At 40.3% G+C, this 22,303-nt stretch carries 21 protein-coding genes; 11 read left to right on the top strand and 10 right to left on the bottom strand.

The window, feature by feature from the left end; translation table 11 throughout:
- Positions 1–62 precede the first annotated feature (62 nt).
- Together ACRWP9_RS10480 and ACRWP9_RS10475 are read left to right on the top strand one after the other, a co-directional pair.
- Complete coding sequence (locus tag ACRWP9_RS10480; RefSeq protein WP_434925967.1) at positions 63–2,522, top strand: glucan 1,4-alpha-glucosidase; 2,460 nt, start codon at positions 63–65, stop codon at positions 2,520–2,522.
- 172 nt (positions 2,523–2,694) lie between these two features.
- Positions 2,695–3,096, top strand: a complete 402-nt coding sequence (locus tag ACRWP9_RS10475) for a DUF805 domain-containing protein (RefSeq protein ID WP_226410072.1) — start codon at positions 2,695–2,697, stop codon at positions 3,094–3,096.
- A 197-nt stretch (positions 3,097–3,293) separates the two neighbouring features.
- Here the strand turns inward: ACRWP9_RS10475 and ACRWP9_RS10470 are convergent, their stop codons facing one another.
- From ACRWP9_RS10470 to ACRWP9_RS10455, 4 genes are all read right to left on the bottom strand, one after another.
- Complete coding sequence (locus ACRWP9_RS10470; protein ID WP_434925966.1) at positions 3,294–4,244, bottom strand: DUF808 domain-containing protein; 951 nt, start codon at positions 4,242–4,244, stop codon at positions 3,294–3,296.
- 36 nt (positions 4,245–4,280) lie between these two features.
- On the bottom strand, positions 4,281–5,204 hold the full coding sequence (locus tag ACRWP9_RS10465; RefSeq protein WP_434925965.1) for a transporter: 924 nt from the start codon (positions 5,202–5,204) through the stop codon (positions 4,281–4,283).
- 105 nt (positions 5,205–5,309) lie between these two features.
- Positions 5,310–6,341, bottom strand: coding sequence for a LacI family DNA-binding transcriptional regulator (locus ACRWP9_RS10460; RefSeq protein ID WP_226410075.1), 1,032 nt, complete (start codon positions 6,339–6,341; stop codon positions 5,310–5,312).
- Positions 6,342–6,387: 46 nt separating this feature from the next.
- Entirely contained in the window at positions 6,388–7,089 is a 702-nt protein-coding gene (locus ACRWP9_RS10455) for a DUF3334 family protein (protein ID WP_226410076.1), read from the bottom strand.
- Between the two features lie 271 nt (positions 7,090–7,360).
- Between ACRWP9_RS10455 and ACRWP9_RS10450 the strand changes: the two genes are divergently transcribed.
- The 8 genes from ACRWP9_RS10450 to ACRWP9_RS10415 all read left to right on the top strand — a co-directional run bounded on the left by ACRWP9_RS10450 (position 7,361) and on the right by ACRWP9_RS10415 (position 15,194).
- Entirely contained in the window at positions 7,361–8,968 is a 1,608-nt protein-coding gene (locus tag ACRWP9_RS10450) for a methyl-accepting chemotaxis protein (RefSeq protein WP_434925964.1), read from the top strand.
- Positions 8,969–9,069: 101 nt separating this feature from the next.
- A complete protein-coding gene (locus tag ACRWP9_RS10445) occupies positions 9,070–9,327 on the top strand; it encodes an HPr family phosphocarrier protein (protein ID WP_434929023.1) in 258 nt (85 codons plus the stop codon).
- 9 nt (positions 9,328–9,336) lie between these two features.
- Positions 9,337–11,055 carry a phosphoenolpyruvate--protein phosphotransferase gene (gene ptsP, locus ACRWP9_RS10440; protein WP_434925963.1) on the top strand — a complete coding sequence of 573 codons (1,719 nt, stop codon included), beginning with the start codon at positions 9,337–9,339 and terminating at the stop codon, positions 11,053–11,055.
- Between the two features lie 229 nt (positions 11,056–11,284).
- Positions 11,285–11,800 (top strand): PTS glucose transporter subunit IIA, encoded by a 516-nt coding sequence (gene crr, locus ACRWP9_RS10435; RefSeq protein ID WP_226410080.1) that lies wholly within the window; start codon positions 11,285–11,287, stop codon positions 11,798–11,800.
- Positions 11,801–12,080: 280 nt separating this feature from the next.
- Positions 12,081–12,425, top strand: a complete 345-nt coding sequence (locus ACRWP9_RS10430; protein ID WP_434925962.1) for an ArsC family reductase — start codon at positions 12,081–12,083, stop codon at positions 12,423–12,425.
- Positions 12,422–13,552 carry a succinyl-diaminopimelate desuccinylase gene (gene dapE / locus ACRWP9_RS10425; protein WP_434925961.1) on the top strand — a complete coding sequence of 377 codons (1,131 nt, stop codon included), beginning with the start codon at positions 12,422–12,424 and terminating at the stop codon, positions 13,550–13,552. The genes ACRWP9_RS10430 and dapE overlap by 4 nt, the downstream gene beginning before the upstream one ends.
- Positions 13,543–14,265 carry a M15 family metallopeptidase gene (locus ACRWP9_RS10420; protein ID WP_434925960.1) on the top strand — a complete coding sequence of 241 codons (723 nt, stop codon included), beginning with the start codon at positions 13,543–13,545 and terminating at the stop codon, positions 14,263–14,265. Before dapE ends, ACRWP9_RS10420 begins: the two co-directional genes overlap by 10 nt.
- A gap of 119 nt (positions 14,266–14,384) precedes the next feature.
- Positions 14,385–15,194 (top strand): alpha/beta fold hydrolase, encoded by an 810-nt coding sequence (locus tag ACRWP9_RS10415; RefSeq protein WP_434925959.1) that lies wholly within the window; start codon positions 14,385–14,387, stop codon positions 15,192–15,194.
- A gap of 19 nt (positions 15,195–15,213) precedes the next feature.
- Here the strand turns inward: ACRWP9_RS10415 and ACRWP9_RS10410 are convergent, their stop codons facing one another.
- On the bottom strand, positions 15,214–16,440 hold the full coding sequence (locus ACRWP9_RS10410) for a nucleoside recognition domain-containing protein (protein WP_434925958.1): 1,227 nt from the start codon (positions 16,438–16,440) through the stop codon (positions 15,214–15,216).
- A gap of 143 nt (positions 16,441–16,583) precedes the next feature.
- Between ACRWP9_RS10410 and rsmF the strand changes: the two genes are divergently transcribed.
- On the top strand, positions 16,584–18,032 hold the full coding sequence (rsmF, locus tag ACRWP9_RS10405; protein WP_434925957.1) for a 16S rRNA (cytosine(1407)-C(5))-methyltransferase RsmF: 1,449 nt from the start codon (positions 16,584–16,586) through the stop codon (positions 18,030–18,032).
- A gap of 381 nt (positions 18,033–18,413) precedes the next feature.
- Here the strand turns inward: rsmF and ACRWP9_RS10400 are convergent, their stop codons facing one another.
- From ACRWP9_RS10400 to mltG, 5 genes are all read right to left on the bottom strand, one after another.
- Positions 18,414–19,202 (bottom strand): TatD family hydrolase, encoded by a 789-nt coding sequence (locus tag ACRWP9_RS10400; protein WP_434925956.1) that lies wholly within the window; start codon positions 19,200–19,202, stop codon positions 18,414–18,416.
- 45 nt (positions 19,203–19,247) lie between these two features.
- Positions 19,248–19,574, bottom strand: coding sequence for a PilZ domain-containing protein (locus ACRWP9_RS10395; protein ID WP_226410088.1), 327 nt, complete (start codon positions 19,572–19,574; stop codon positions 19,248–19,250).
- Positions 19,575–19,638: 64 nt separating this feature from the next.
- Entirely contained in the window at positions 19,639–20,598 is a 960-nt protein-coding gene (holB, locus tag ACRWP9_RS10390; protein ID WP_226410089.1) for a DNA polymerase III subunit delta', read from the bottom strand.
- A 26-nt stretch (positions 20,599–20,624) separates the two neighbouring features.
- Positions 20,625–21,269, bottom strand: a complete 645-nt coding sequence (tmk, locus tag ACRWP9_RS10385) for a dTMP kinase (RefSeq protein ID WP_434925955.1) — start codon at positions 21,267–21,269, stop codon at positions 20,625–20,627.
- Positions 21,266–22,279 carry an endolytic transglycosylase MltG gene (mltG, locus tag ACRWP9_RS10380; RefSeq protein WP_434925954.1) on the bottom strand — a complete coding sequence of 338 codons (1,014 nt, stop codon included), beginning with the start codon at positions 22,277–22,279 and terminating at the stop codon, positions 21,266–21,268. Before mltG ends, tmk begins: the two co-directional genes overlap by 4 nt.
- Between the last annotated feature and the right edge of the window lie 24 nt (positions 22,280–22,303).

Below are 22,303 nucleotides of genomic sequence, written 5' to 3'. Positions count from 1 at the left end.
CTTCATAGCGACTATAAAAATAGTTGATACACATAATTAACAATAAGAAATTGGGGAACTCAATGTCAAAAATTGAATCACTTATCAAGCAGACAACAGTTGCCAGTGCAATTAGCCTTGCGCTACTCAGCTTAAGCGCCTGTTCAGATAGCACAACGGCACCAATAGATGAGCCTATCGCTAGCACAGTGACTCATATTGCACCTGGCGCTCCGGGAGCGGATCCTGTGTGGGCATTTTCAGGAAAAACCGGTATTGGCACTTCCTATGAGCCTTATTCCAATGGCCAGTATGTTGACAGCGAAGCTAACCCTGTCAGTAAAGTGTGGTTCTCAGTCGCCCAAGGTATTTTAACAGAAACCATGTTCGGCATGATCCACAATGCACAGCTAAAAGAATTGCAATTTGTGATTGTGGGTAATGGTTTTGTTGATACTGAAAAAGAGAATACCAACAGTGCTATTGAATATCTGCATACCGACGACCAAGGTCGACCATTATCTTTGGCCTATAAAATTGTTAACACGGATAAAGACGGTAAATACAAGATTGAAAAACATATTTTCACCGATCCAAACCGCGACAGCTTAATGATGAAGGTGGTTTTTACCGCATTTGAAGATGGTATTACTCCTTATCTTTATGCTAACCCACACATAAACAATAGCGGCGCAAATGATATTGCCAGTATTGAAAATGATGCCTTGGTGGCTTATACCAGTGCTGATGATTCATCGGTATTAACCATTAAATCCGATATTGATTACGTCAAAGCCAGTGTGGGTTTTGTTGGCACCTCAGACGGTTTAGTCGACTTAGCCGATAATGGACAGCTTGATAAGCTGTATCAAAGTACCAGTAAAGACAAGTCAACCGTAGGAAATGTCGCATTAACGGCGCAATATCCTACCCTTAAAAGCAACAGCTATACGGTCAACTTTGCTATCGGTTTTGGTCACAATAAAGAGGCAAGCCTAAACAATGCTAACATCACCCTTGAAACCGGTTATGACGCTGTATTAAGCGCCTATCTTGGTGATGATAAACATATTGGCTGGAAAGACTATTTAGCCTCGCTAACACCCCTTAATAATATGTCGACTAACACTGCCGATAGTGGCAAGTTACTTTACACCAGTGCATTAGTGCTAAAAGCGCAGGAAGATAAAACCCATGCGGGTGCCTTAATTGCCTCACTGTCTAACCCCTGGGGTGATATCGTTTCAGCTAAAGTCGGCAGTACGGGTTATAAAGCGGTATGGCCGCGTGATTTCTATCAATGTGCAATGGCATTCTTAGCCATGGGCGATACGCAAACGCCTAAAGTCGCATTTGAGTATTTGAAAAAAGTCCAAGTAACCGCTCAAACACCTGGCTATGAGGGCACGCCCGGCTGGTTTTTACAAAAAACCCATGTTGATGGCGAAATTGAATGGGTGGGTGTACAGCTAGATCAAACCGCCATGCCTATTATGTTAGGTTGGAAACTGTGGCAAGCGGGTGTATTAACCGATGCCGAAACGGTGAACTGGTATCATGACATGCTTAAACCTGCAGCTGATTTCTTAATCACAGGCGGCAAAGTTAAATTAGATTGGAATGAGACTAAAATTACCCCGCCAAGCACTCAACAAGAGCGCTGGGAAGAACAAGCAGGATACTCTCCGTCGACCACTGCTGCCGTTATTGCAGGCTTAGTTGCGGCAAGCGAGTTAGCAGTGTTAGCGAAAGATGCGCAAAGCACTCTATATTTAAGTGCAGCCCGTAAACTAGCAGCTGAATTAGAAACCACTATGGTGGCTAATACAGGTGATTTTGCTATAAACCAGCACGCTGAAGTTGCCCCTTACTATGTCCGCATTAGCCCTAATGGCACCCCTAACTCGGCAGATAAACTGCTTGATAACAATGGTAAAACAGGCGTTGATCAACGTACCATTTTAGATGGCGGTTTTTTAGAGTTAGTCCGCTATGGGGTTAAGAATGCCCAAGACCCTATTATTAAAAACAGCGTGTTGCTGATTGATAATACCAAATTAGACGATAACCTGAGGGTAAAATATGAATTTACCGCCAAAGATGGCAGCACTGTGCCAGGTTATCGCCGCTATGGTAACGATGGCTATGGTGAAGATATTGTCACCGGATTAAGTTATGCCGAAAAGGGCAATACTGAACAGCAACGCGGACGTGTCTGGCCATTCTTTACCGGTGAGCGCGGCCACTATGAATTAGCACTGGCTAAAGCATCTGGCACACTAAATTCAAAAACTAAATTACAGCTTATCTTAACCTATGTGCAGGGCATGGAAACGTTTGCCAATGAAGGGTTAATGTTGCCAGAACAAGCTTGGGATGGTGTGGGCAATGCCACTCGCTATAACTACAAAATGGGCCAAGGCACAAACTCAGCCACCCCACTTGCGTGGACACATGCTGAATACGTTAAATTGGTTCGTTCAATAACAGATGAAAATGTATGGGATCACTACCCTATTGTCACTGAACAGTTAAGCCAATAACTATATCAACTTAAGCTATTATTAATATCCAGATAATTTAACAGCTTAATACCGTGACATTGAAAGATGTCACGGTATTTTTATAGGTTTTTTACTTGTTAACTCACGGTAAAATTGTTACAAAAGCATATGCAAATTTTGCATTATAAAAAATTGGGATTAGGAAAAAACAATGGAATGGTATTTAACAGTTTTAAAAAAATATTTTGTATTTAGTGGCCGTGCCCGCCGTAAAGAATATTGGATGTTTGCTTTATTCAACTTCATCGTTAGCTTTGTATTATCGCTAGTCGACATGGGAATTGGTAGCTACAATGAAATAATGGGATTAGGTACGCTAAGTGGTATTTATACCCTATTGGTGCTTATTCCAAGTATTGCGGTCGCCATTAGACGTTTACATGACACCAATCATTCTGGCTGGTGGCTATTAATCGCATTAATTCCGCTATTGGGTGCATTATTCTTACTCGTTGTTTTCTGTTTCGATAGTAAAGAAGATAATGAATATGGTCCAAACCCAAAAACGTTAAATGATAATGACAGCGGCAATAGTGCCACCGTCGAAGCCTAGAAAGTAAATTGACTCGGTAAAATCAATTGACATAAATTGGTTTTAAAATGAGTAACAAAGCATAGCGTGAGACTTTGTCAGCCTTACGCTATGCTTTTTTGTTAATGCCAAATTAATAATTTTATTACGACTAGCTAATAATGTCCGATACAAAACGGGGGCACTGAAACTAACACTAACACTAACACTAACACTAATTATGCCCTTACCTTCTGTATTAAACTCATTATCGCTAACGCTATCGCGCCTGCAACAATACCAAACAAGGCATTTAGAATACTTGGCGTGAGCATTTTCAATAGGCCACCAACATATTCTAATTGCTCAACCAAAACAGCAGCATGTTCAATATAGGCTCCAACCACATGAATACCGTGGGTTAAAATACCACCGCCCACCATAAACATTGCAATTGTGCCCACCACGGTTAACATTTTCATTAAATATGGCGCGGCGATAATTAATTTAAGCCCAATGTATCGCCCTACTCGATTAAAAAGCCCTTCACCTTGGCGTTTATTGAGATAGAATCCAAGGTCGTCAATTTTAACAATACCCGCGACTAAACCATACACGCCGACGGTCATCACTACCGCGATAACCGATAAGGTTAAAAACTGACTCATTAAATCAGACTCAGCGACCACACCTAAACTAATAGCAATAATCTCTGCAGAAAGTACAAAGTCGGTGCGAATTGCCCCTTTTATCTTTTCTTTTTCATAGGTTTGTAAGTCAGCAACATCCATGGACAATTTCTGTTCAACTTCGACAGCATCCGATTTTTGAGAAGGTTTATCCCGTGAAGGCTTATGCTGATAAGAATGATGTAATTTTTCAAAGCCTTCGTAGCATAAGAATAATCCACCAAACATTAACAATGGCATAATAGCCCAGGGAATAAATGCACTAATTACTAGCGCCGCCGGCACTAATATTAACTTGTTGCGAAAAGAGCCTAACGCTACCGCCCAAACTACAGGTAGCTCACGTTCTGACGCGACCCCAGACATTTGCTGAGCGTTTAATGCTAAATCGTCGCCCAGCACGCCTGCGGTTTTACGTGCTGCGACTTTACTCATCGCAGCAACGTCATCTAAAATGGTTGCAATATCATCTAGTAATGTCAGTAAGCTTGCACCAGCCATAGTGAGTTAATATCCTTGAAGTAAAGTAAAATAAAATTATAAAACGTACTGCCAAAGCACACCGAATGAGTCAAAGTCATTTCCAATACGAGTGATTACACCAGTATTGGCATAAAATTTTACGCTATGATGTTGATTTAAAGCTAATGAATACGTTAATCCAAAACGTGAATTATCTTGATCATCATGGGCTTCAATCCCATTTTTACTGGTTTCACCACCGATAAAATAATTGCCACTTAATGATAACCACTGGCCTCTGGCCAAACTATAAATCAAATGTCCTTGCAAAGAATATTGCGGTGCTTTGTCTAAATGTACACCGTTATAAAACTCATCGTTGTCACTGTATAAGCGCACCGTGGTATTAGCACCGTAATACCAGTTTCCCTGTCGAAAAGACACACCAAAACCAGGTCTAAACACCCATTGATTTGCCCCAATATTGACTAATTTACTGGGATCATATTCACCAATAGGTGCAGTCACTTGCAGACTCACTCCCATAACTAGCCCTTCTTGGTATTGACCAAACTCTTGTCGAGTTAACGCTGGCGCGCCATAAAAATTCCAGGTTAATTTAAGGACGGGGTCAGCATAACCACAGCGTTCAGCTTCAACATACTCACCTTGAAATACCGCAGAACCGGCCATACAGACACGACTGGCAACCACATCAAACTTAGATGAACTGCCACCTAAATCAAATGTAGTGGCATAACCGATAATGCCAGCATTAATTTCAATTTGTGATTGTTCGATAGGCACTTCTGGCGCAGGTGATAAGCCGCCCTGTGAGCGACCATAGCCAGCTACTAAAAAGTGCATATCAATAGGTATGTTGGTGTAACTACGGGGTTCTAAATCTTGAGCCATGCTTTGAAAACTGCTGACACTTGTGAGTACAGCAAAACCGAAAGCTTGTAGTCTAAATAACTGGCGATATGATGGCGTTTGCATTGAATCTATTTATCCTTAAATGATAACTGATGCAGAAGCATTAAAAGCTCATTTAGGAATATCATTAAGGTTAAGAACAATTAAAACCTTAATGATATTTACCCATTAATCTATTGTTGAACCACAAGATTGACGCACCACTAGATTGGTAGGAATTAACATAGGTGACACTTCTTGCCCGCGGATCAGTTTGAGTACACTGTCCACTAAAATCTCCCCCGCCAATTGGGTGTTTTGCTTAATGGTGGTTAGTGGCGGATTGGCAAAACTAGCCACAGGTATATCATCATAACCAATAATAGCGACATCTTCGGGTACGTTAACACCGCGTTTTTTTAACGCCCTAAGAGCACCAATTGCAATTAAATCACTGGCTGCAAAAATAGCATCAAATTGAGTCCCTTTGTCCAGCAAGGCATTGGCAGCATCAAAGCCTGAGCTTTCAGTGCTAATAGCATCAAATTGTAATTGCTTATCAAGGGGAATATTTTGGTTTTTTAGGGCTTCACAGTGGCCTAAGTAACGGTCTCTAAATTCTGGGCTACGGCTTGAGGAATCCCCTAAGAATGCAATTTGTTTTCGACCTTGTTGCAGCATATGCGCTGTGGCTATAACCCCACCTTGGTGATTATCACACCCGATTGATAGTACAGATTTATTATTATGTTCAGCGCCCCATATTACAAAGTGAGTATTTTGCTCTAGCAGTTTTTCTAGCTTGTGGGCGTAATCCATATAATCGCCATAACCAAGCAAGATAATACCATCGGCCTTATTACTGTCTTCATAGTCCGCATGCCAGTCACTAGAAAGCTGTTGAAATGACACCAGTAAGTCATACCCCTGACGGGCGGTAGCCCGGGTAATGGAACCCAACATAGAAAGAAAGAACGGATTAATCAATGAATCATCATTAGTGGGATCTTCACAAATCAGTAGCGCCAATGTATGACTATTTTGAGTACGAAGATTACTGGCGTTTTTATCCACTTTATAATTTAATTCTTTAGCTATCGCTTGTATGCGTTGCCGGGTTTCTAAATTAACTAAAGGACTATTTCTTAACGCGCGAGAAACCGTTGACTGGGATACCCCTGCGCGATAGGCAATGTCAATTGAGGTTGCTTTAGATGCCATTTTTACTGTTCTACCTTGTTAATTTAATGAGTGAAATAATGGTTATTTATATTCCTAACTCATCAAGCAAGCTATCTGCCTCATCTGTCACTGAGTCTTTAACTGCGATTGAGTTGGCTGACTCACTTGCAGTTTTATCATGTTGCTTTCTATGGGTTTCAATTAATGCATCAGGATCAAACTCTTCATCCATTTCGAAATCTCTTGAACGAATAAACTCAGTTTTATCCATGGCAAACTCAAGATAAAATATATGATTGTTCTGTGTTCTAAATGAAACACGGCGGGCAACTGCATTATCTAAATTGGTATCAACAGAAATAGTAAGCTCTTTATTAAGTGTCAGCATTTTAGGCTGGCTTTGGCTAATAGAGGTTTGTAACTCTTTCGATACTTTGCTGATAAAATCCCCCAGCATTTGGTTCATCAACTCACCCATCACATTGGCAACGTCATCAGATGTATGAGAAAAAGCCAATTCATTTTCAGGCATACCCATATTGATCATATAGCGACGATAAATTTCAATTGCTGCGTCGGCGGAGAAGTTGATCACCACTAAACCAGAAAAGCCGCCGTCAAAAATAGAAAAGCAACCTAAGTCGGGCTTTAAACGAGTACGAGAAATAGATTGCACCATTCCAGCATGGATAACACTACTTGCAGTGGTATTGGATAATACATGGGAAACTGAATGACACAGTTTTAGTAAAATATCGTCGTTTTTAACGGTTTGAGAAGCGTTCATGGCATACACCTTATTTTTATAATTAAGCTAATCTTGCGGGTAAATTGATAAAAAATCAAAATTAAAACAACTCTTTAGCATAAAATATGAGTCAACATTGCATTTAACAAATTAAACTATTGATTTACAATAAATTAATAAATTATAGCTGTTATTTAAATTTTTTCTATTAAATGTATCTTGCCTCACATTTTTGCGACAATAAACTCCTGTAAAGTCAATTAATCTTTATAATCAACGGCTTCTAGGGTTGATAATTTTAAGGATAAAAATGATAGCTTCATTACGTCAGTTAACCATATTAAAACGCCTATTTATCATGCTAATTCTTGCGGCAATCGGTACTGTATGTTTTGGTAGTTTTTCCGTTAAAGAACAATATGACAATCTGGTTAATGAAAAATATCATCAATTAGCGGGTAATATTGGCCAATTCAATGCAACAGTGGAGGAATTAGCCTCTCAAAACACCCCTAGTTTAACCATTGTAGCCATTCTTGATGCTATTAATCAGCAAGCTCAAAATCCTATTTATCTGCTAGATAACTACAAAAAGCTATTATCACCGTCTACTGATGTTTTTTTTGCTAATGCCGACATAACCAAGATAACCGATATCAATGGCCATCTCAGTCTTAATGCAATGCTTGATTTAGCTAAAAGACAGGGGTTATCGAATGGGTCAATTACATTCACTATAAATGGCGACTCTCAAACACGTTTATTATCAATAAAATATGATAACCGACAGCAACATTATGTACTTTCTTATGCCGATAACGACAGCATTAATACCGCACTCAAAAGTATCATAATTGACTACTTAATCATTATGATGATGATTTCTGTGCCTATTTTTATCTTCTTCTTATTGCTTAATCATTCAATCACCCAACCTATCAATATCGCCATCAAAACTATGCGGGACATTGCCGCAGGTGAAGGCGATTTACGTCAACGACTGGATGAAAATGGTAAAGATGAAGTCTCTGAATTAGCCAAAGCATTTAACTTGTTTGTCGTCAAAATTGCTAATGTTGTTGCAGAATTAAATCCAATAGGCAATCAACTCAATATCAATGCCAACGAGTTATTAAAGGCGGTCAGCACCTCACAGCAGAGCAGTCAAAATGTGAATCAAGAAACCCAAAGTGTTGCAGCAGCAATTCATGAAATGTTAACTACTACCCAAGATATGGCGCGTAACACACAACAAACCGCTGAAAATGCCAACAAAGTGACTGAAGAGGCCAAACATGGTCAACAATTGATGTTATCAACAGTGGTTCAAAGTGAGGCGCTAGGCAATGAGCTACAACATAATGTGCAAGTCAGCGAAAGCTTATCCCTTGCATCTAATGAAATAAGCTCTATTTTAGATGTGATTAAAGCGATAGCAGACCAAACTAACTTACTGGCTTTAAATGCCGCCATTGAAGCCGCACGGGCGGGCGGCCATGGTCGTGGCTTTGCGGTTGTAGCAGATGAAGTGAGAGCATTGGCAAACCGAACTCAAGACTCGACCAATGAAATCAATCACATTGTGTCTAAAATTCATAAGGGAATTGAATCTTTACGCGAGAGTAATAGTCAAACCCTTAAACAATCCGATGACTTACAATTAAAAGCACGTCAATCAAGTGATTCTATGGTAAGCATTCTCGCGTTAGTTGATAACATCAACGACATGACCAGCCAACTTGCCAGTGCAACCGAGCAACAAGCTATGGTGACTGAAGAGGTAAATATTAATATTAACGCCATTTCAGGCTTAACCCATCAAGTGGTAGCGGCAAATGAATCTAATGAACATGAAGCCAATGAGTTAGAAAAGATCAGTAAAAAAATGGATAACACCCTCAAACAATTTAAGATTTAATTCATATACAACGAAAATCACATTGCTTACTTTGATGCCCTGTTGCATTAAGGTATAGTGATTTGTCTTTCGTTTTAGCTATTAATAAGAGTTCAAGCAGCATGTATCAAAAAACGGTGACCATCATAGCGCCACACGGGATCCACACTCGTCCGGCGGCATTACTGGTAAAAGAGGCAAAAAGTTTCGATTGCGATGTCATCGTAGAATGCAACGGTAAGCAAGCTAGCGCTAAAAGCTTATTTAAATTACAGACACTCGGTTTATACCAAGGCGTTGAAGTCACGGTAATCGCCCAGGGCGAACAAGCTCAACAGGCCGTTGAAAGGGTTTCAGAACTACTTATCACCTTAAGCTAAGAGGTTATCATGCAAGTTAATGGCATTGTGGTTTCAACAGGTATCGCCTTTGGGCATGCGCTCAATATTACCACCCAGCCTCAACCGCTTGATCTTCGTTTGTTACCCCTTTCTAGTATAGAAACTGAAAAAAAGTCGTTAAACACCGCAATTAGTAAACTGATAAAATACTTACAAGACTGCCAACAACGTGTTTGCCCAAGTTGTGACAATTTTCAACTTATCGATGCCGATATATTGCTACTTGAAGATGATGAGTTATTAACTGACATGCAACAACATATTGTACAATATCGCGTCAGTGCCGCTGTTGCCATCGATAGAACCTTTAATGATCAAGCGCAAGTCATCGCAGAAATGGCAGACCCTTATCTTGCTAACCGTAGTCAAGATATTTTGTTACTCGGTCAGCGCCTAATAACCATATTACAGGGTGCTAACCAACACGACTTATCCAAACTGAGCCAAGATACCATCTTATTAGCAGACGATCTTACCCCTGCTGATTTTGCTATGCTGCCACTCGAGTTTATTAAAGGGATAGTGCTAGAGTCTGGCGGTTTAACAAGCCATACAGCCATTCTTGCTCGGTCCGCCGGTATTCCTGCATTACTTAATTGTCCTTGGTCTAGTCAAGATGGCCATATTACAGATGGATCACCGCTGATTTTAGATGGCATGAGTGGTGTTTTATATATCAATCCAACACCGACTGAATTAGCCTCTTTACAGCTAAAACAAGCTCATCACCTTGAGCAACAACAAGCGCTAATGACTTACAAAGATATACTGAGTCAAACCCGTGATGGCCATCCACTTATATTACGCGCTAACGTCGGTAGCCTAAACGATATCAGCTCATTAATGCAGGTAGGTGCTGAGGGTATTGGCCTGTTTAGAACTGAATTTTTATTGATGAACGCTAAAGCGTTACCGGATGAAAATCAGCAATACAAATTATATTCTGAGGCTATGCACGCACTCAGTGGGCAAATGCTATCGATTAGAACATTTGATGTCGGCGCAGATAAAGAGATCCCCTGTTTACATCAGCATACCGAAGACAATCCCGCTTTGGGGGTGAGAGGTATTCGTTATAGTTTGCAGCACCCAGAAATGTTTATGGTGCAAATTAAGGCTATTTTACGGGCTGCTAGTCACGGTCAAATTCGATTAATGTTTCCAATGGTGAGTCAACTTGAAGAGCTGCAACAAGCGCTTGAATTAATTGAGCAAGCTAAGCAACAACTGCGTGAACAAGGCGCCCGCTTTGGCTCAGTAGAATATGGCATAGTGGTTGAAACACCCGCTGCCGTATTAGCATTAGCAAGTATGTTACCGTATTTAGATTTTGTCAGTATTGGTAGTAACGACTTAACCCAATATACCCTTGCCGCTGACCGAACTAACCCTAAGCTTGTCAGCAGTTATCCCACTTTGTCTCCTGCGGTAATAAGGCTTATCGCCATGACAATCAGTGACTGTCAAGAGGCTAATGTTAAGGTCTGTTTATGTGGGGAACTGGCAGGAAATGAGCACGTCTTACCTTTATTGATGGGCATGGGATTAAATGAGTTAAGTATTAACCCCAGTAATCTATTAGCGGTAAAATCCCGAATCATTAATGGTAATTACCACACATTTTTACAACATGCACAACTGGTTAAACAACTAAAAACCAATGCAGCCATTGACGAAGCGATAAAAAAGTTTAACTTAGACAATTAACATTAAATCAGTTTAACAATTGCCCTAGTTTAATACGCTATAGCTCTAAAATAGATGCTTTATTGAGATAATATAAAGCCTAATACTGAAACAACAAAATAAAATACATTAGCCAAAGCTTATGCATAGGGCAAAGCTTAACCATTGGCACCTAATAGGTATAAAGTGATATACAGTTCGCTGTGTACTATAACCATAAAGATAACGACATAATAAGAGGCTTGTTCTAATGGGATTTTTAAGCCGTATTCGACGACTAATATCAGGTCAAACTGAACTCACTGGCGGCATTGCTATTTTAGCGCCAGTATCAGGTCAAATTGTGCCAATTGAGAAAGTACCCGACGTTGTATTTGCTGAAAAAATTGTGGGTGATGGCATTGCCATTAATCCTGAGGGTGAGTTTATTGTTGCGCCAATTGACGGCACGATTGGTAAAATTTTTGAAACCAACCATGCATTTAGCATTGAATCTGCCCAAGGATTAGAATTGTTTGTCCATTTTGGTGTAGGGACGGTTGAGCTGCGCGGTAATGGCTTTAAGCGCCTTGCTGAAGAAGGCCAACAAGTTAAAGCCGGCGATCCTATATTATCGTTCGACTTGGCTTTTTTACAAGGTCAAGTAGAAAGCTTATTAACCCCTGTGGTACTGGCCAATATGGAAGACATTAAAGGCTTAGATAAATCTCCTCAAGGTTATGTCACCGCCGGTAAAGATGTGATTTTCACTGTGCAGTTGTCTTAATAAAAACGCTATAAGGCGTAACCTATGAATGTTAAATGCAGATCGAGTATCTGCATTTTTGCTTTTATAATTGGGTATATTAATATTAAATTTTTACATGATTGAATTTTATTCAAATGCACGTCTTTATCTTGTTCAAGCCAAATCACAATGCCACAATACTAACTAAATTGTTGTTTCATTAATTTAGCTTACAAAAGAGCTTAAATGCATTCATTAATCGCTTTCATTTACAACATTTAACAGCGTAACGAATAATTTAGCTAAGGGAGAATTCAGGTTGAAGTTATATGGTATCAAGAATTGCGACACGGTTCGTAAAGCGCGTAAATGGTTAGACGCCAACAAAATAGAACATCAATTCCATGACTTTCGTGAGCAGGGCTTAGATCAAGATACTGTCGCTAAATGGTGTAAAACCTTGGGATGGGAAACCGTATTCAATAAACGTAGCACCAGTTTTAGAAGCTTAGATGACGCGGAAAAAACAGATTTGACCGAGCAAAAAGCAATTGCATTAATGCTACAACACCCTACCCTGATCAAGCGTCCGGTGTTAGATAATCATTCAACTATTATGGTTGGCTTTAAAGAAGCTGACTATCAAGCGTGGTTTACCAAATGAGTCAAGTTATCGATTTAGCCAAAGATTTACTATCACGTAAATCTGTTACCCCACTTGATGAAGGCTGCCAACCGCTTATGGCTGAACGTCTTAGCAAGGTCGGATTTAATATTGAGTCGATGGTATTTCACGACACCACCAATTTATGGGCACGTCGTGGCACTGAATCTCCGGTTTTTTGTTTTGCGGGCCACACCGATGTAGTACCAACAGGCGATTTAAATCGCTGGCATACCCCGCCCTTTGAGCCAACCGTAATAGACGGTTACTTACATGGACGTGGCGCCGCTGACATGAAAGGATCATTAGCTGCTATGGTCGTCGCTACTGAACGCTTTGTTGCTAAACATCCCGATCATAAAGGCTCTATTGCCTACCTAATTACCAGTGATGAAGAAGGCCCATTTATTAATGGCACCCCAAAAGTCATCGAAACCTTAGAAGCGCGTAACGAAAAAATTACCTGGGCATTAGTGGGCGAGCCTTCATCTACACATAAACTCGGTGACGTCGTTAAAAATGGCCGTCGTGGAAGCTTAACGGGCAATTTAACCGTTAAGGGCATTCAAGGCCATGTTGCCTATCCTCACCTTGCAGATAACCCTATTCATAAAGCCACTCCTGCATTAACTGAGCTGGCACAAATGCACTGGGATAGCGGCAATGAGTTTTTCCCGCCAACCAGTTTTCAAATAGCCAATATTAATGGCGGCACAGGGGCATCAAATGTGATCCCTGGTGATCTTCAAGTGATGTTTAACTTCCGGTACTCAACCGAAGTGACCGCCGAAATATTAATACAACGGGTGTTAAGTATTCTTGATGCCCATGGTTTAGATTACGATATTAACTGGGTATTCAATGGTCTGCCCTTTTTAACCGGTGACGGCCCATTATTAGAAGCCACCAAACAAAGCATTCGCGAAATTACCGGTTATGATACAGATCCACAAACAACCGGTGGCACATCCGATGGCCGCTTTATCGCGCCAACTGGCGCTCAAGTTATCGAGCTTGGTCCGGTTAATGCAACCATTCATAAAGTAAATGAGTCTGTGAATATAGCCGACCTTGAGCTACTGACGTTATGTTATGAGCGAATACTGGAAAAACTATTGTGCGACTAGAGCCTATTACAGATTCAAGCATTAACAAAAATGCATTAGCGATCTCACATCCTCACCTTTATGGCTTGGATGAGGCTAATTTAGTTAAGTTTGAATCTGTTTTATTACAACCAGAAGCCGCAAAAGCATTTTCGACTATGCGTGATGCGGCAAAGCGCCAAGGTATTGATATGGCGATATGCTCAGCTTATCGCAGCTTTGATAAGCAATTATCAATTTGGAATGCCAAAGCTACCGGTAAGCGGCCACTGCTTGATAAACAACATCAACCGCTTCATTTTGAATCCTTATCATCGCAGCAAATTATCGATTCAATTTTAATTTGGTCTGCACTGCCTGGTGCATCTAGGCACCACTGGGGAACAGATATTGATGTATATGACCCCAGTAAGATTGACCGTGATGCATTACAGTTAGTTGCCGCTGAATATCAAGCTAATGGCCCTTGCCATGCTTTATATCAATGGCTACAACAACATGCTAACCAATTTGGTTTTTACTTCCCTTTTCAACAAGGAAAAAGTGGAGTGAGCACCGAAGAATGGCATTTAAGTTATTACCCTGTTGCCAGTCATTACACAGAGTCATATCTGTGCCAGGATTTATATAAGGTTTTTGAATACGCGGAATTCGAATTAAAATCTCCCGTAATGGCTAGGCTAGATGAACTTGTTAACCATTACGTTAAGTTTGTGGCCAACGTGCCAATATAACCCATTGTAAACATTTGGCGAAACCATTGAGTGCACACCAATTGTTATGTCGAATTAATCTTCAAAAATACAATGAATAACAACCATAGCTATCCTTTTCCCATTTACTGAGTCTTATTATGTTATCCAGTTCAAAGCATTGTTTAATTGACCAACAGCCGCTGCATTTCACTGACATTGGCCAAGGTGATGTCATTGTATTATTACATGGCTTATTTGCTAATAGACAAATCTGGCAAGCTCAACTACAAAGTCTAAGTCAGCACTATCGTTGTATTGCCATTGACTTATGGGGCCACGGTGACAGTAAAAGTATACCTGCCACCACCAAAAACTTACTTGATGTTGCACAGCACATTGCGTCTGCTTTAGCAGAATTAAATATCGAGAAGTACCATATTATTGGCCACGGTTGCGGCGGTGCGATTGCAGCAGAAATGGTGTTAAACGCTCCTGAAAAAGTACAATCGCTGGTAATGATCAACGCATTTATAGGCTTCGAGCCAGAAGTGAATTGTGTTAAATATCAGCAATGGTTAGATATTATGAATGATACTAAAACCATCACTCGCGAATTAGCTGACACTATTAGCCCATTAATGTTTGCTAAAACAAACCAAGATAAGACTGCTGTTGAGCTATTTAGCCAAAAACTGCAAAACATTGATAGCCAACAAGTGCCGGTATTAAGTCGTTTTGCCCATATGGCAATATTTAAGCGCGATACCATGGAGTTAGTGGAACAATTTACCCTACCAACACTGGTGATAGTTGGCGTAGAAAATCATTTACGTACCGTATTAGAAAGTTACTTGATGAGTGATGAAATTAGCGGCGCAAAACTACACCATGTACAGCTTGCAGGCCATTTAGCCATACAAGAAAAAGCGGATGAGATAAATCAATTATTGATTAACTTTTACCAGTAATGGATCCACTCTGCTTATATTAACCATAAAACCAGTAACACACACTGATGGCGGCAATAATGCCGCCCAAGTCAGCCGCTAAACCACAGCCTAATGCATGACGACCGTTTCGAATACCTACCGAGCCAAAATAAACCGCCAACACATAAAAGGTGGTTTCAGTACTGCCTTGAAAAATAGCCGCTAAACGCCCAGCAAAGGAGTCAACCCCATGATATTCCATGGTTTCTAGCATCATAGCCCTAGCACCTGAGCCGCTAAATGGCTTCATAATAGCGGTTGGCATAGCATCAATAAATCGTGTGTCATAACCCAGCATAGACACTAAACTTGCCAGCCCTTGTAATACATAATCTAACGCGCCTGAAGCCCGTAATAATCCAATGGCCAACAACATAGCTAATAGGTAAGGAATTAATTGTACCGCCTGATTAAAGCCGCCTTTTGCACCTTCAATAAACTCATCATATATTTCGACCTTTTTAATTCCAGCCACTATCACAAAACTCATCACCAGTAATAATAAAATGCCATTACCTAATACACTTGAGACTTGACCGATAGCTTCTGCGCTTAAGCTTAATAAGTAAAACATCGACGCCATAATCAGCGACAATAGCAAAGCACCATAAGCTAAAATAACGCTGTTAAATAATGAAATGCGTTGCACGATTGCCACCACTAATAAACCGACGATTGTTGAGGCACAAGTGGCTAATAAAATAGGCAAGAAAATCTCAGCGGGCGATGCTGCGCCCTGTTGTGCTCGATATAAAAATACCGTGACAGGCACTAATGTTACTGAAGAAGTATTCAGTACCAAGAAAAGAATTTGAGCATTAGTCGCCACGGTTTTATTCGGATTTAGGCTTTGTAAATCTTGCATTGCTTTTAAGCCAAGCGGCGTAGCTGCATTGTCTAATCCAAGCATATTGGCGGTTAAATTCATGCTAATGCTGCCATAAGCAGGATGTCCACGCGGAACATCAGGCATTAGTTTGCACAGTAATGGCTCAAACAATTTAGCAAATAAGCCCACTACACCGGCTTTTTCACCTACCTGCATTAATCCCATCCAAAGGGCTAATACACCAATTAACCCCAGAGATATTTCAGCAGCAAGTTTGGCGCTGGCAAAAAGCGCACTCACAGAATCGCTTAATACTGCCACATTGCCAGATAATAACTGCAATACGATAGCCATTGCTGCAACAATGAAAAAACCTAACCACACTCGATTTAGCACATAATCTCCCTTTGCTTGGCAAATTTACTTTGAACCGTTTAACGCATTTGTCGCGGCTAGTTTATATCGCTGAATAACCAAGCTGATACATTCCATGATATTATCTTGGCAATTATGCCACGTGAGTAAACAATGTCTGCATTATGGTTCAATTAAATCCAAATTTTATCAAACACATCAGCGATGAATTACCCAAGCACCTTTCTCTGGATGAATTTATCGCTATCTGTGACAAACCGCTACGAAAATCCATTAGAGTCAATACATTAAAAATCACTAGCGCTGAGTTTGTGCTATTGATGCAAAACAAAGGCTGGCAATTTGATCCCATACCTTGGTGTGAAGATGGTTTTTGGATTAATGTCGATGACGAGCAACAACTCGGTAATTTGGTTGAGCATATTCAAGGGCTATTTTATATTCAAGAAGCCAGTTCAATGCTTCCGCCAACAGCGTTATTTGATGATATATCACCTGAACTCATTTTAGATGTCGCTTCTGCACCTGGTTCAAAAACCACTCAGATGGCCGCACTAATGCAAAATAAAGGCTTACTCGTGGCCAATGAGTATTCTGCTAGTCGGGTAAAAGTACTGCATGCCAATGTGCTTCGTATGGGCGCAAGTAATGTGGCGTTAACCCATTTTGACGGCCGAGTATTTGGCGAATATATGTATGATACTTTTGACGCCATATTATTAGATGCTCCCTGTGGTGGTGAAGGTACAGTTCGCAAAGATGCTAATGCATTAAAAAATTGGGATATCAGCGATGTTACCGCAATAGCAGATACCCAAAAAGATCTTATCGAAGCGGCTTTTCTCGCATTAAAGACTGGCGGCACCTTAGTATATTCAACGTGCACATTGAGCCAATTAGAGAATCAGCATATTTGTTATCATTTACAGCAAACGTATCCTGATGCGGTAGAGTTTGTGCCATTGAATGATTTATTCCCCAATGCGCAAGCCGCCTGTACTCCAGAAGGCTTCTTACATGTATGGCCACAAATTTTTGATAGTGAAGGCTTCTTCGTTGCAAAAATTCGTAAAAAAGCTCCAATAGAGCGGATTAAAAAACAACCTAAGTTGCAAAAAAACTTTCCCTTTAGCCCAATAGCAGATAAACAAATTGAAGCGCTAAAGGACTATTTATTATCTCACTTTGATATTAGCTTGCCCAATGATGCGATAGTCATGCAAAGAGACGATGAGTTTTGGCTATTCCCCAATCAATTTATGCCTATGGTAGGAAAAATGCGTTTCCAACGGATTGGTCTTAAGCTTGCTGATGCGTTAAAAAAAGGCTTTAAGGTCAGACATGAAGCTATCATAGCTTTAGTAGGTTCCACCCTAAACAATCAAAATTGCATTGAGTTAACATCACTACAAGCACAACAGTTTTTGATGGGTAGAGATATTGAAACGGCCAGTTTTAGCCCTGAGCGACAACAGTGGCTCAATCAACATGCACACGGCGAAATGTTAGTTAGTCATCATCAATGTGCATTAGGCGTTGTTAAGCACTTAGGCCATAGACTGAAGAACAATCTGCCACGTGAATTGGTTAGAGACAAAGTGGCTTACACATAATAGCGCTTGTAGCATTCTACTACAGGCCTTAAAGCACTGGCGCTCAAAACAAGCTCTTTAAACAGAAACGCTTAAAACACAGATGCCAAGAAAGCAAAAAGCCTGAAATGATTCAGGCTTTTTTGCTTTTTTATAGTCGACTAATCATATGATAAATAATGCGTTTACTTAACTTTGCTAAAAAAATCACCGAAAACAATAAATAAATGATGTTTTTTTAAGCGCAAACCCAAAGTGCTGACTATAATTTGTGCAGAGATTAATTCCTCAACTCTAGCGCACGGCTCTGTAAAGAGCCATTTCCCTAGGCCCAAGACAATCGGATCGTTTTGGGTCTTTTTTTTGCAAAAAAATAACTATTTAAACAACGCATAATCTTGTTTAACGACCGATCAACTTCCCGGCATCCTTAAACAAATTAAAGAAGTTCTCTGAAGTGTAGTCCGCCAGATCTTGATACTTTTCACCGCGAAGCTCTGCAACAAACTCTGCAACATCACGAACATAAGCTGGTTGGTTTTCTTGGCCGCGATGTGGCACAGGCGCAAGATAAGGGGAATCTGTTTCAACCAATAATCTATCTTTTGGGACTTTACGGATCACGCTACGTAGCTCACCGGCATTTTTAAACGTGACAATACCCGAGACTGAAATATAAAAACCCAAATCCATTGCGGCTTTGGCCATTTCCCATGTTTCTGTAAAACAATGGAGCACCCCTGCCACTTTGTCAGCTTGACCATTTCTAAGCATGGCTATAGTGTCTTCTCTGGCATCACGAGTATGGACAATAAGGGGTTTATTGACTTCAACAGCTAAGGCAATTTGTTGCTCAAAACATTGTTGTTGCAGAATTTTAGTTTCATCGGCATAAAAATAATCTAAACCTGTTTCACCAATTGCAATCACTTTAGGATCGGTTGCAAAACGTCTAATTTGATCAACATCTAAGCCTTCTTTAACATCTAAGGGATGCACCCCTGATGATAAAAAAATATTATCAAACTGCGCTACTTTATCGCGCATTTGTTCAAAACCTTGCTGGCGCACATTCACACACAATAGATAATCCACCCCTTGGGCTTTGGCGTTATCCATAATAATTTGTAACGAGGCTTGATCTGGCGCCGCTTTTAAACGGTCCAGGTGACAATGTGAATCAATTAGCATAATAACAGACGAGAATTAGATAAATGGGATGCAGAGGATACCGAGCTACATGGTACAGGTCAAATCACCTGACGATAATTCTTGTGCTAATAACTTTTCAATATGGTGTTTATGGCTTTCAGGGTCGGTTCTAATTTTAATACCAATCCCTGCAGGTCTTCCACCCGATGCGCCAATAGGATTAATCCATACCACAGAGCCTTTAAATTCATTAATTTGGCTAGTGTTAGGTAAACGGTATGCAATGGTGAGCTCTTGACCTAAAAAATGACTTTCTGTAGTTGCCACAAATAATCCCGCCGGTTTAATAAACGGCATATAGGCACGATATAGCTGGTGCAGAGTATCGTAATTAACCACCAAGTCGACCATATTATCTCTTAATTCTCTTATAAAATGATGTGAGTACTTATATTAAGCGGTTTAAGCATAGCACTTAGCTTAATGCTAGCACGTGCCTGAATTGTAAAACATAATTTTGACATAAAGCCTGTGTGTTTACATTAGCCATTGTAGCTAATTTATGGGTCATGTGCATAACATCACCAGCTAATTCAATCACTTTTGATTGAATTAATGGATTTAACTTATTACTTTTTAACACATATTGCCTTAAGTACAAATATAAAACCTTCAAAGCATCTATTATTTGTATATCAGTTAACTTTAACAAACTATTTTGCAAGTGACCCGATTGTAAGCTTGCGGACCAATCTTGTCGATATTCAAGTAATTGTGGGTAATGTTTTGACTGCAGGCTAGCGGCTAACTTTAACGGACCACCTACCACGCCTAAACACCAAGTAACATCATGTCGTTGCCCCTGGGCATTGGCAATTGGTAATAAATCCAGTGCGTCAAGCCAATCAGTTATATGTGTTTTAGTTGGGTGAGTAAAGGCTATTTTTTGGCAACGGCTTGTTATGGTCGGCAATAAACTCGCTGGGGTATCGGTTTGTAATAATAATAACGTATTCGCGCCAGGTTCCTCTAATGTTTTAAGCAGGGCATTGGCCGCGGCAATGTTCATCCGTTCACTTTGCTCTATTACAGCAACACGAGCACCTGACTGCTGTGCGGTATGCAGTAATGATTGACATAACTCGCGTATTTGATCGACTTTGATTTGATTGCCATCACTGCGTACCCAATGTAAATCGGGATGATTACCTGATTTGCATAACAAGCATGCTTTACATATACCACAAGCACCCACTGGGGTTTTGTCGACACACAATGCCATTTGAGCCATTTCAGTAGCCAGTTCGATACCTCCTAAAGCGATATCGACAGGGATAAGTTGGGCATGACTATGTTGATTTTGGTAACACAGCTTAGCAAACCGCTCAAATGGAGTAGCCAACCAAGGTAGTTGTGTCAAAGTATAGTCTGTCATCTTGTTACCCCTTGTATCAGCATTGCTTAAGGCCGTTTTACTGCTAATAATCTTTTGGTTAATTTATCACGAATATCTTGATGTACTTTGTCGATTGACTGACTTGCATCAATAACAATAATGGACTCGTCTTCTGCTGCAAAGGCTAAGAAGGTAGCACGGGCACGTTCAAAAAATGCAATATGTTGCAACTCAATTCGGTCAAGTGCACCACGGGCAGATGCGCGTTGTAAACCTAGGCTAGGGTCAATATCTAAATACAGGGTTAAGTCAGGTTTAAAGCCATGTAAACTAGCATCACTAATGGCTTTAACTAATGGCATTAAACCTCTGCCACCGCCTTGATATGCTAGCGATGATAAATTGTGACGGTCACCTAACGCCCACTGACCTTTGGCTAATGCAGGCTTAATCACATTAGTAATTAACTGGGTACGTGCTGCATAAAATAGTAAGCATTCTGCTTCATCGCACAAGGGATCGTTTTCATCGGCAATTTTAACTAAGTCGCGAATTTTTTCAGCCAGAGGTGTGCCGCCAGGTTCTCGGGTACATACTGGTGTTTGGCCTGTATGTTCAGTAATAATGCTTTGAACTAAAGACACCGCACTAGATTTACCAGCACCCTCTAGGCCTTCGATAACAATAAATTGTCCTAATTGTTGACTCATTTTTTCTTTCTCTGATATTCATTTACAGCACGGTTATGTTCTTTATACGTCGATGAAAAAATATGACTGCCATCATTTCTTGATACAAAAAACAAATAATTCACTTTGGCCGGGTTTGCTGCCGCATATAAAGACGCCTTGCTTGGAGCCGCTATCGGTGTAGGGGGTAAGCCATCAATTCGATAAGTGTTAAAAGCGGTTTTTTCTAGTATGTCTTTCTTAGTAATATTGCCTTTATATCTGTCGCCCATACCATAAATAATGGTGGGATCCGTTTGTAAACGCATGCCCTTTTTCAAACGATTATTAAATACTGCACTGACCCAATTACGTTCTTCATCTTTAGCGGTTTCTTTTTCGATAATTGAAGCAATAATCAGCAGTTCATAGGGCGAGTTTAATTTTAAATCAGGATCGCGCTGTTCCCAGGCTTGCGCCAAATGAGTTTGCATCATTAAGTAACTGCGTTGCATCATTGAAAATAACGTTTCATCGACACGATAGTGATAAGTTTCTGGGAAAAACTTACCCTCAGGTAATCCTGTGGTATCGCCATTTGCTTCAAGTACTTTAATAAACACATTCTCATCATATTTCATGTGTTCTAGACCTTGTAATACTGGTATCCATTCCTTAATGGTTTTACCTTCAACAAATGTCACTGAAAATACCATTTCTTGGCCTAATCTCAGTCGGTTGATAAAATCCACCAGCTTATCGCCTGGCACCATCTGATAAAGCCCAGCTTTAATATCGCCTAAATAAGGTTCTAGTTTGACTAACAAGCGCACTTTCCAGCTTTCAGTAATAATGCCTTGTTGTTCTAATTCCTGGGTTAATTTCAGTAAAGATGTACCAGATGTCACGGTAATGATTGTGGGTTCCGTCAGCGTTAATGGCTGATTTTTGTATTGCAAAATATCTTTTGCATACCAATAACCCACTAAACACATAATGGCTAAAAGTGGAATTAAACTGGCTAACAATCGGGTTATTATTGTTGTTTTCATAGACATCTAATTAGGTGAATGATT

Origin of the sequence: Shewanella sp. HL-SH2, assembly GCF_051164935.1 — a bacterium.
Taxonomy (GTDB): Bacteria; Pseudomonadota; Gammaproteobacteria; order Enterobacterales; family Shewanellaceae; genus Shewanella; species Shewanella glacialimarina.
The sequence above is the reverse complement of the archived record's forward strand: the minus strand, read 5'-3'. Positions and strand labels throughout refer to the sequence as shown.

Coding starts and splice junctions, on each gene's coding strand:
- ACRWP9_RS10480 (WP_434925967.1), top strand. CDS start 63: ATGTCAAAAATTGAATCACTTATCAAGCAGACAACAGTTGCCAGTGCA.
- ACRWP9_RS10475 (WP_226410072.1), top strand. CDS start 2,695: ATGGAATGGTATTTAACAGTTTTAAAAAAATATTTTGTATTTAGTGGC.
- ACRWP9_RS10470 (WP_434925966.1), bottom strand. CDS start 4,244: ATGGCTGGTGCAAGCTTACTGACATTACTAGATGATATTGCAACCATT.
- ACRWP9_RS10465 (WP_434925965.1), bottom strand. CDS start 5,204: ATGCAAACGCCATCATATCGCCAGTTATTTAGACTACAAGCTTTCGGT.
- ACRWP9_RS10460 (WP_226410075.1), bottom strand. CDS start 6,341: ATGGCATCTAAAGCAACCTCAATTGACATTGCCTATCGCGCAGGGGTA.
- ACRWP9_RS10455 (WP_226410076.1), bottom strand. CDS start 7,089: ATGAACGCTTCTCAAACCGTTAAAAACGACGATATTTTACTAAAACTG.
- ACRWP9_RS10450 (WP_434925964.1), top strand. CDS start 7,361: ATGATAGCTTCATTACGTCAGTTAACCATATTAAAACGCCTATTTATC.
- ACRWP9_RS10445 (WP_434929023.1), top strand. CDS start 9,070: ATGTATCAAAAAACGGTGACCATCATAGCGCCACACGGGATCCACACT.
- ptsP (WP_434925963.1), top strand. CDS start 9,337: ATGCAAGTTAATGGCATTGTGGTTTCAACAGGTATCGCCTTTGGGCAT.
- crr (WP_226410080.1), top strand. CDS start 11,285: ATGGGATTTTTAAGCCGTATTCGACGACTAATATCAGGTCAAACTGAA.
- dapE (WP_434925961.1), top strand. CDS start 12,422: ATGAGTCAAGTTATCGATTTAGCCAAAGATTTACTATCACGTAAATCT.
- ACRWP9_RS10415 (WP_434925959.1), top strand. CDS start 14,385: ATGTTATCCAGTTCAAAGCATTGTTTAATTGACCAACAGCCGCTGCAT.
- rsmF (WP_434925957.1), top strand. CDS start 16,584: ATGGTTCAATTAAATCCAAATTTTATCAAACACATCAGCGATGAATTA.
- ACRWP9_RS10400 (WP_434925956.1), bottom strand. CDS start 19,202: ATGCTAATTGATTCACATTGTCACCTGGACCGTTTAAAAGCGGCGCCA.
- ACRWP9_RS10395 (WP_226410088.1), bottom strand. CDS start 19,574: ATGGTCGACTTGGTGGTTAATTACGATACTCTGCACCAGCTATATCGT.
- holB (WP_226410089.1), bottom strand. CDS start 20,598: ATGACAGACTATACTTTGACACAACTACCTTGGTTGGCTACTCCATTT.
- tmk (WP_434925955.1), bottom strand. CDS start 21,269: ATGAGTCAACAATTAGGACAATTTATTGTTATCGAAGGCCTAGAGGGT.
- mltG (WP_434925954.1), bottom strand. CDS start 22,279: ATGAAAACAACAATAATAACCCGATTGTTAGCCAGTTTAATTCCACTT.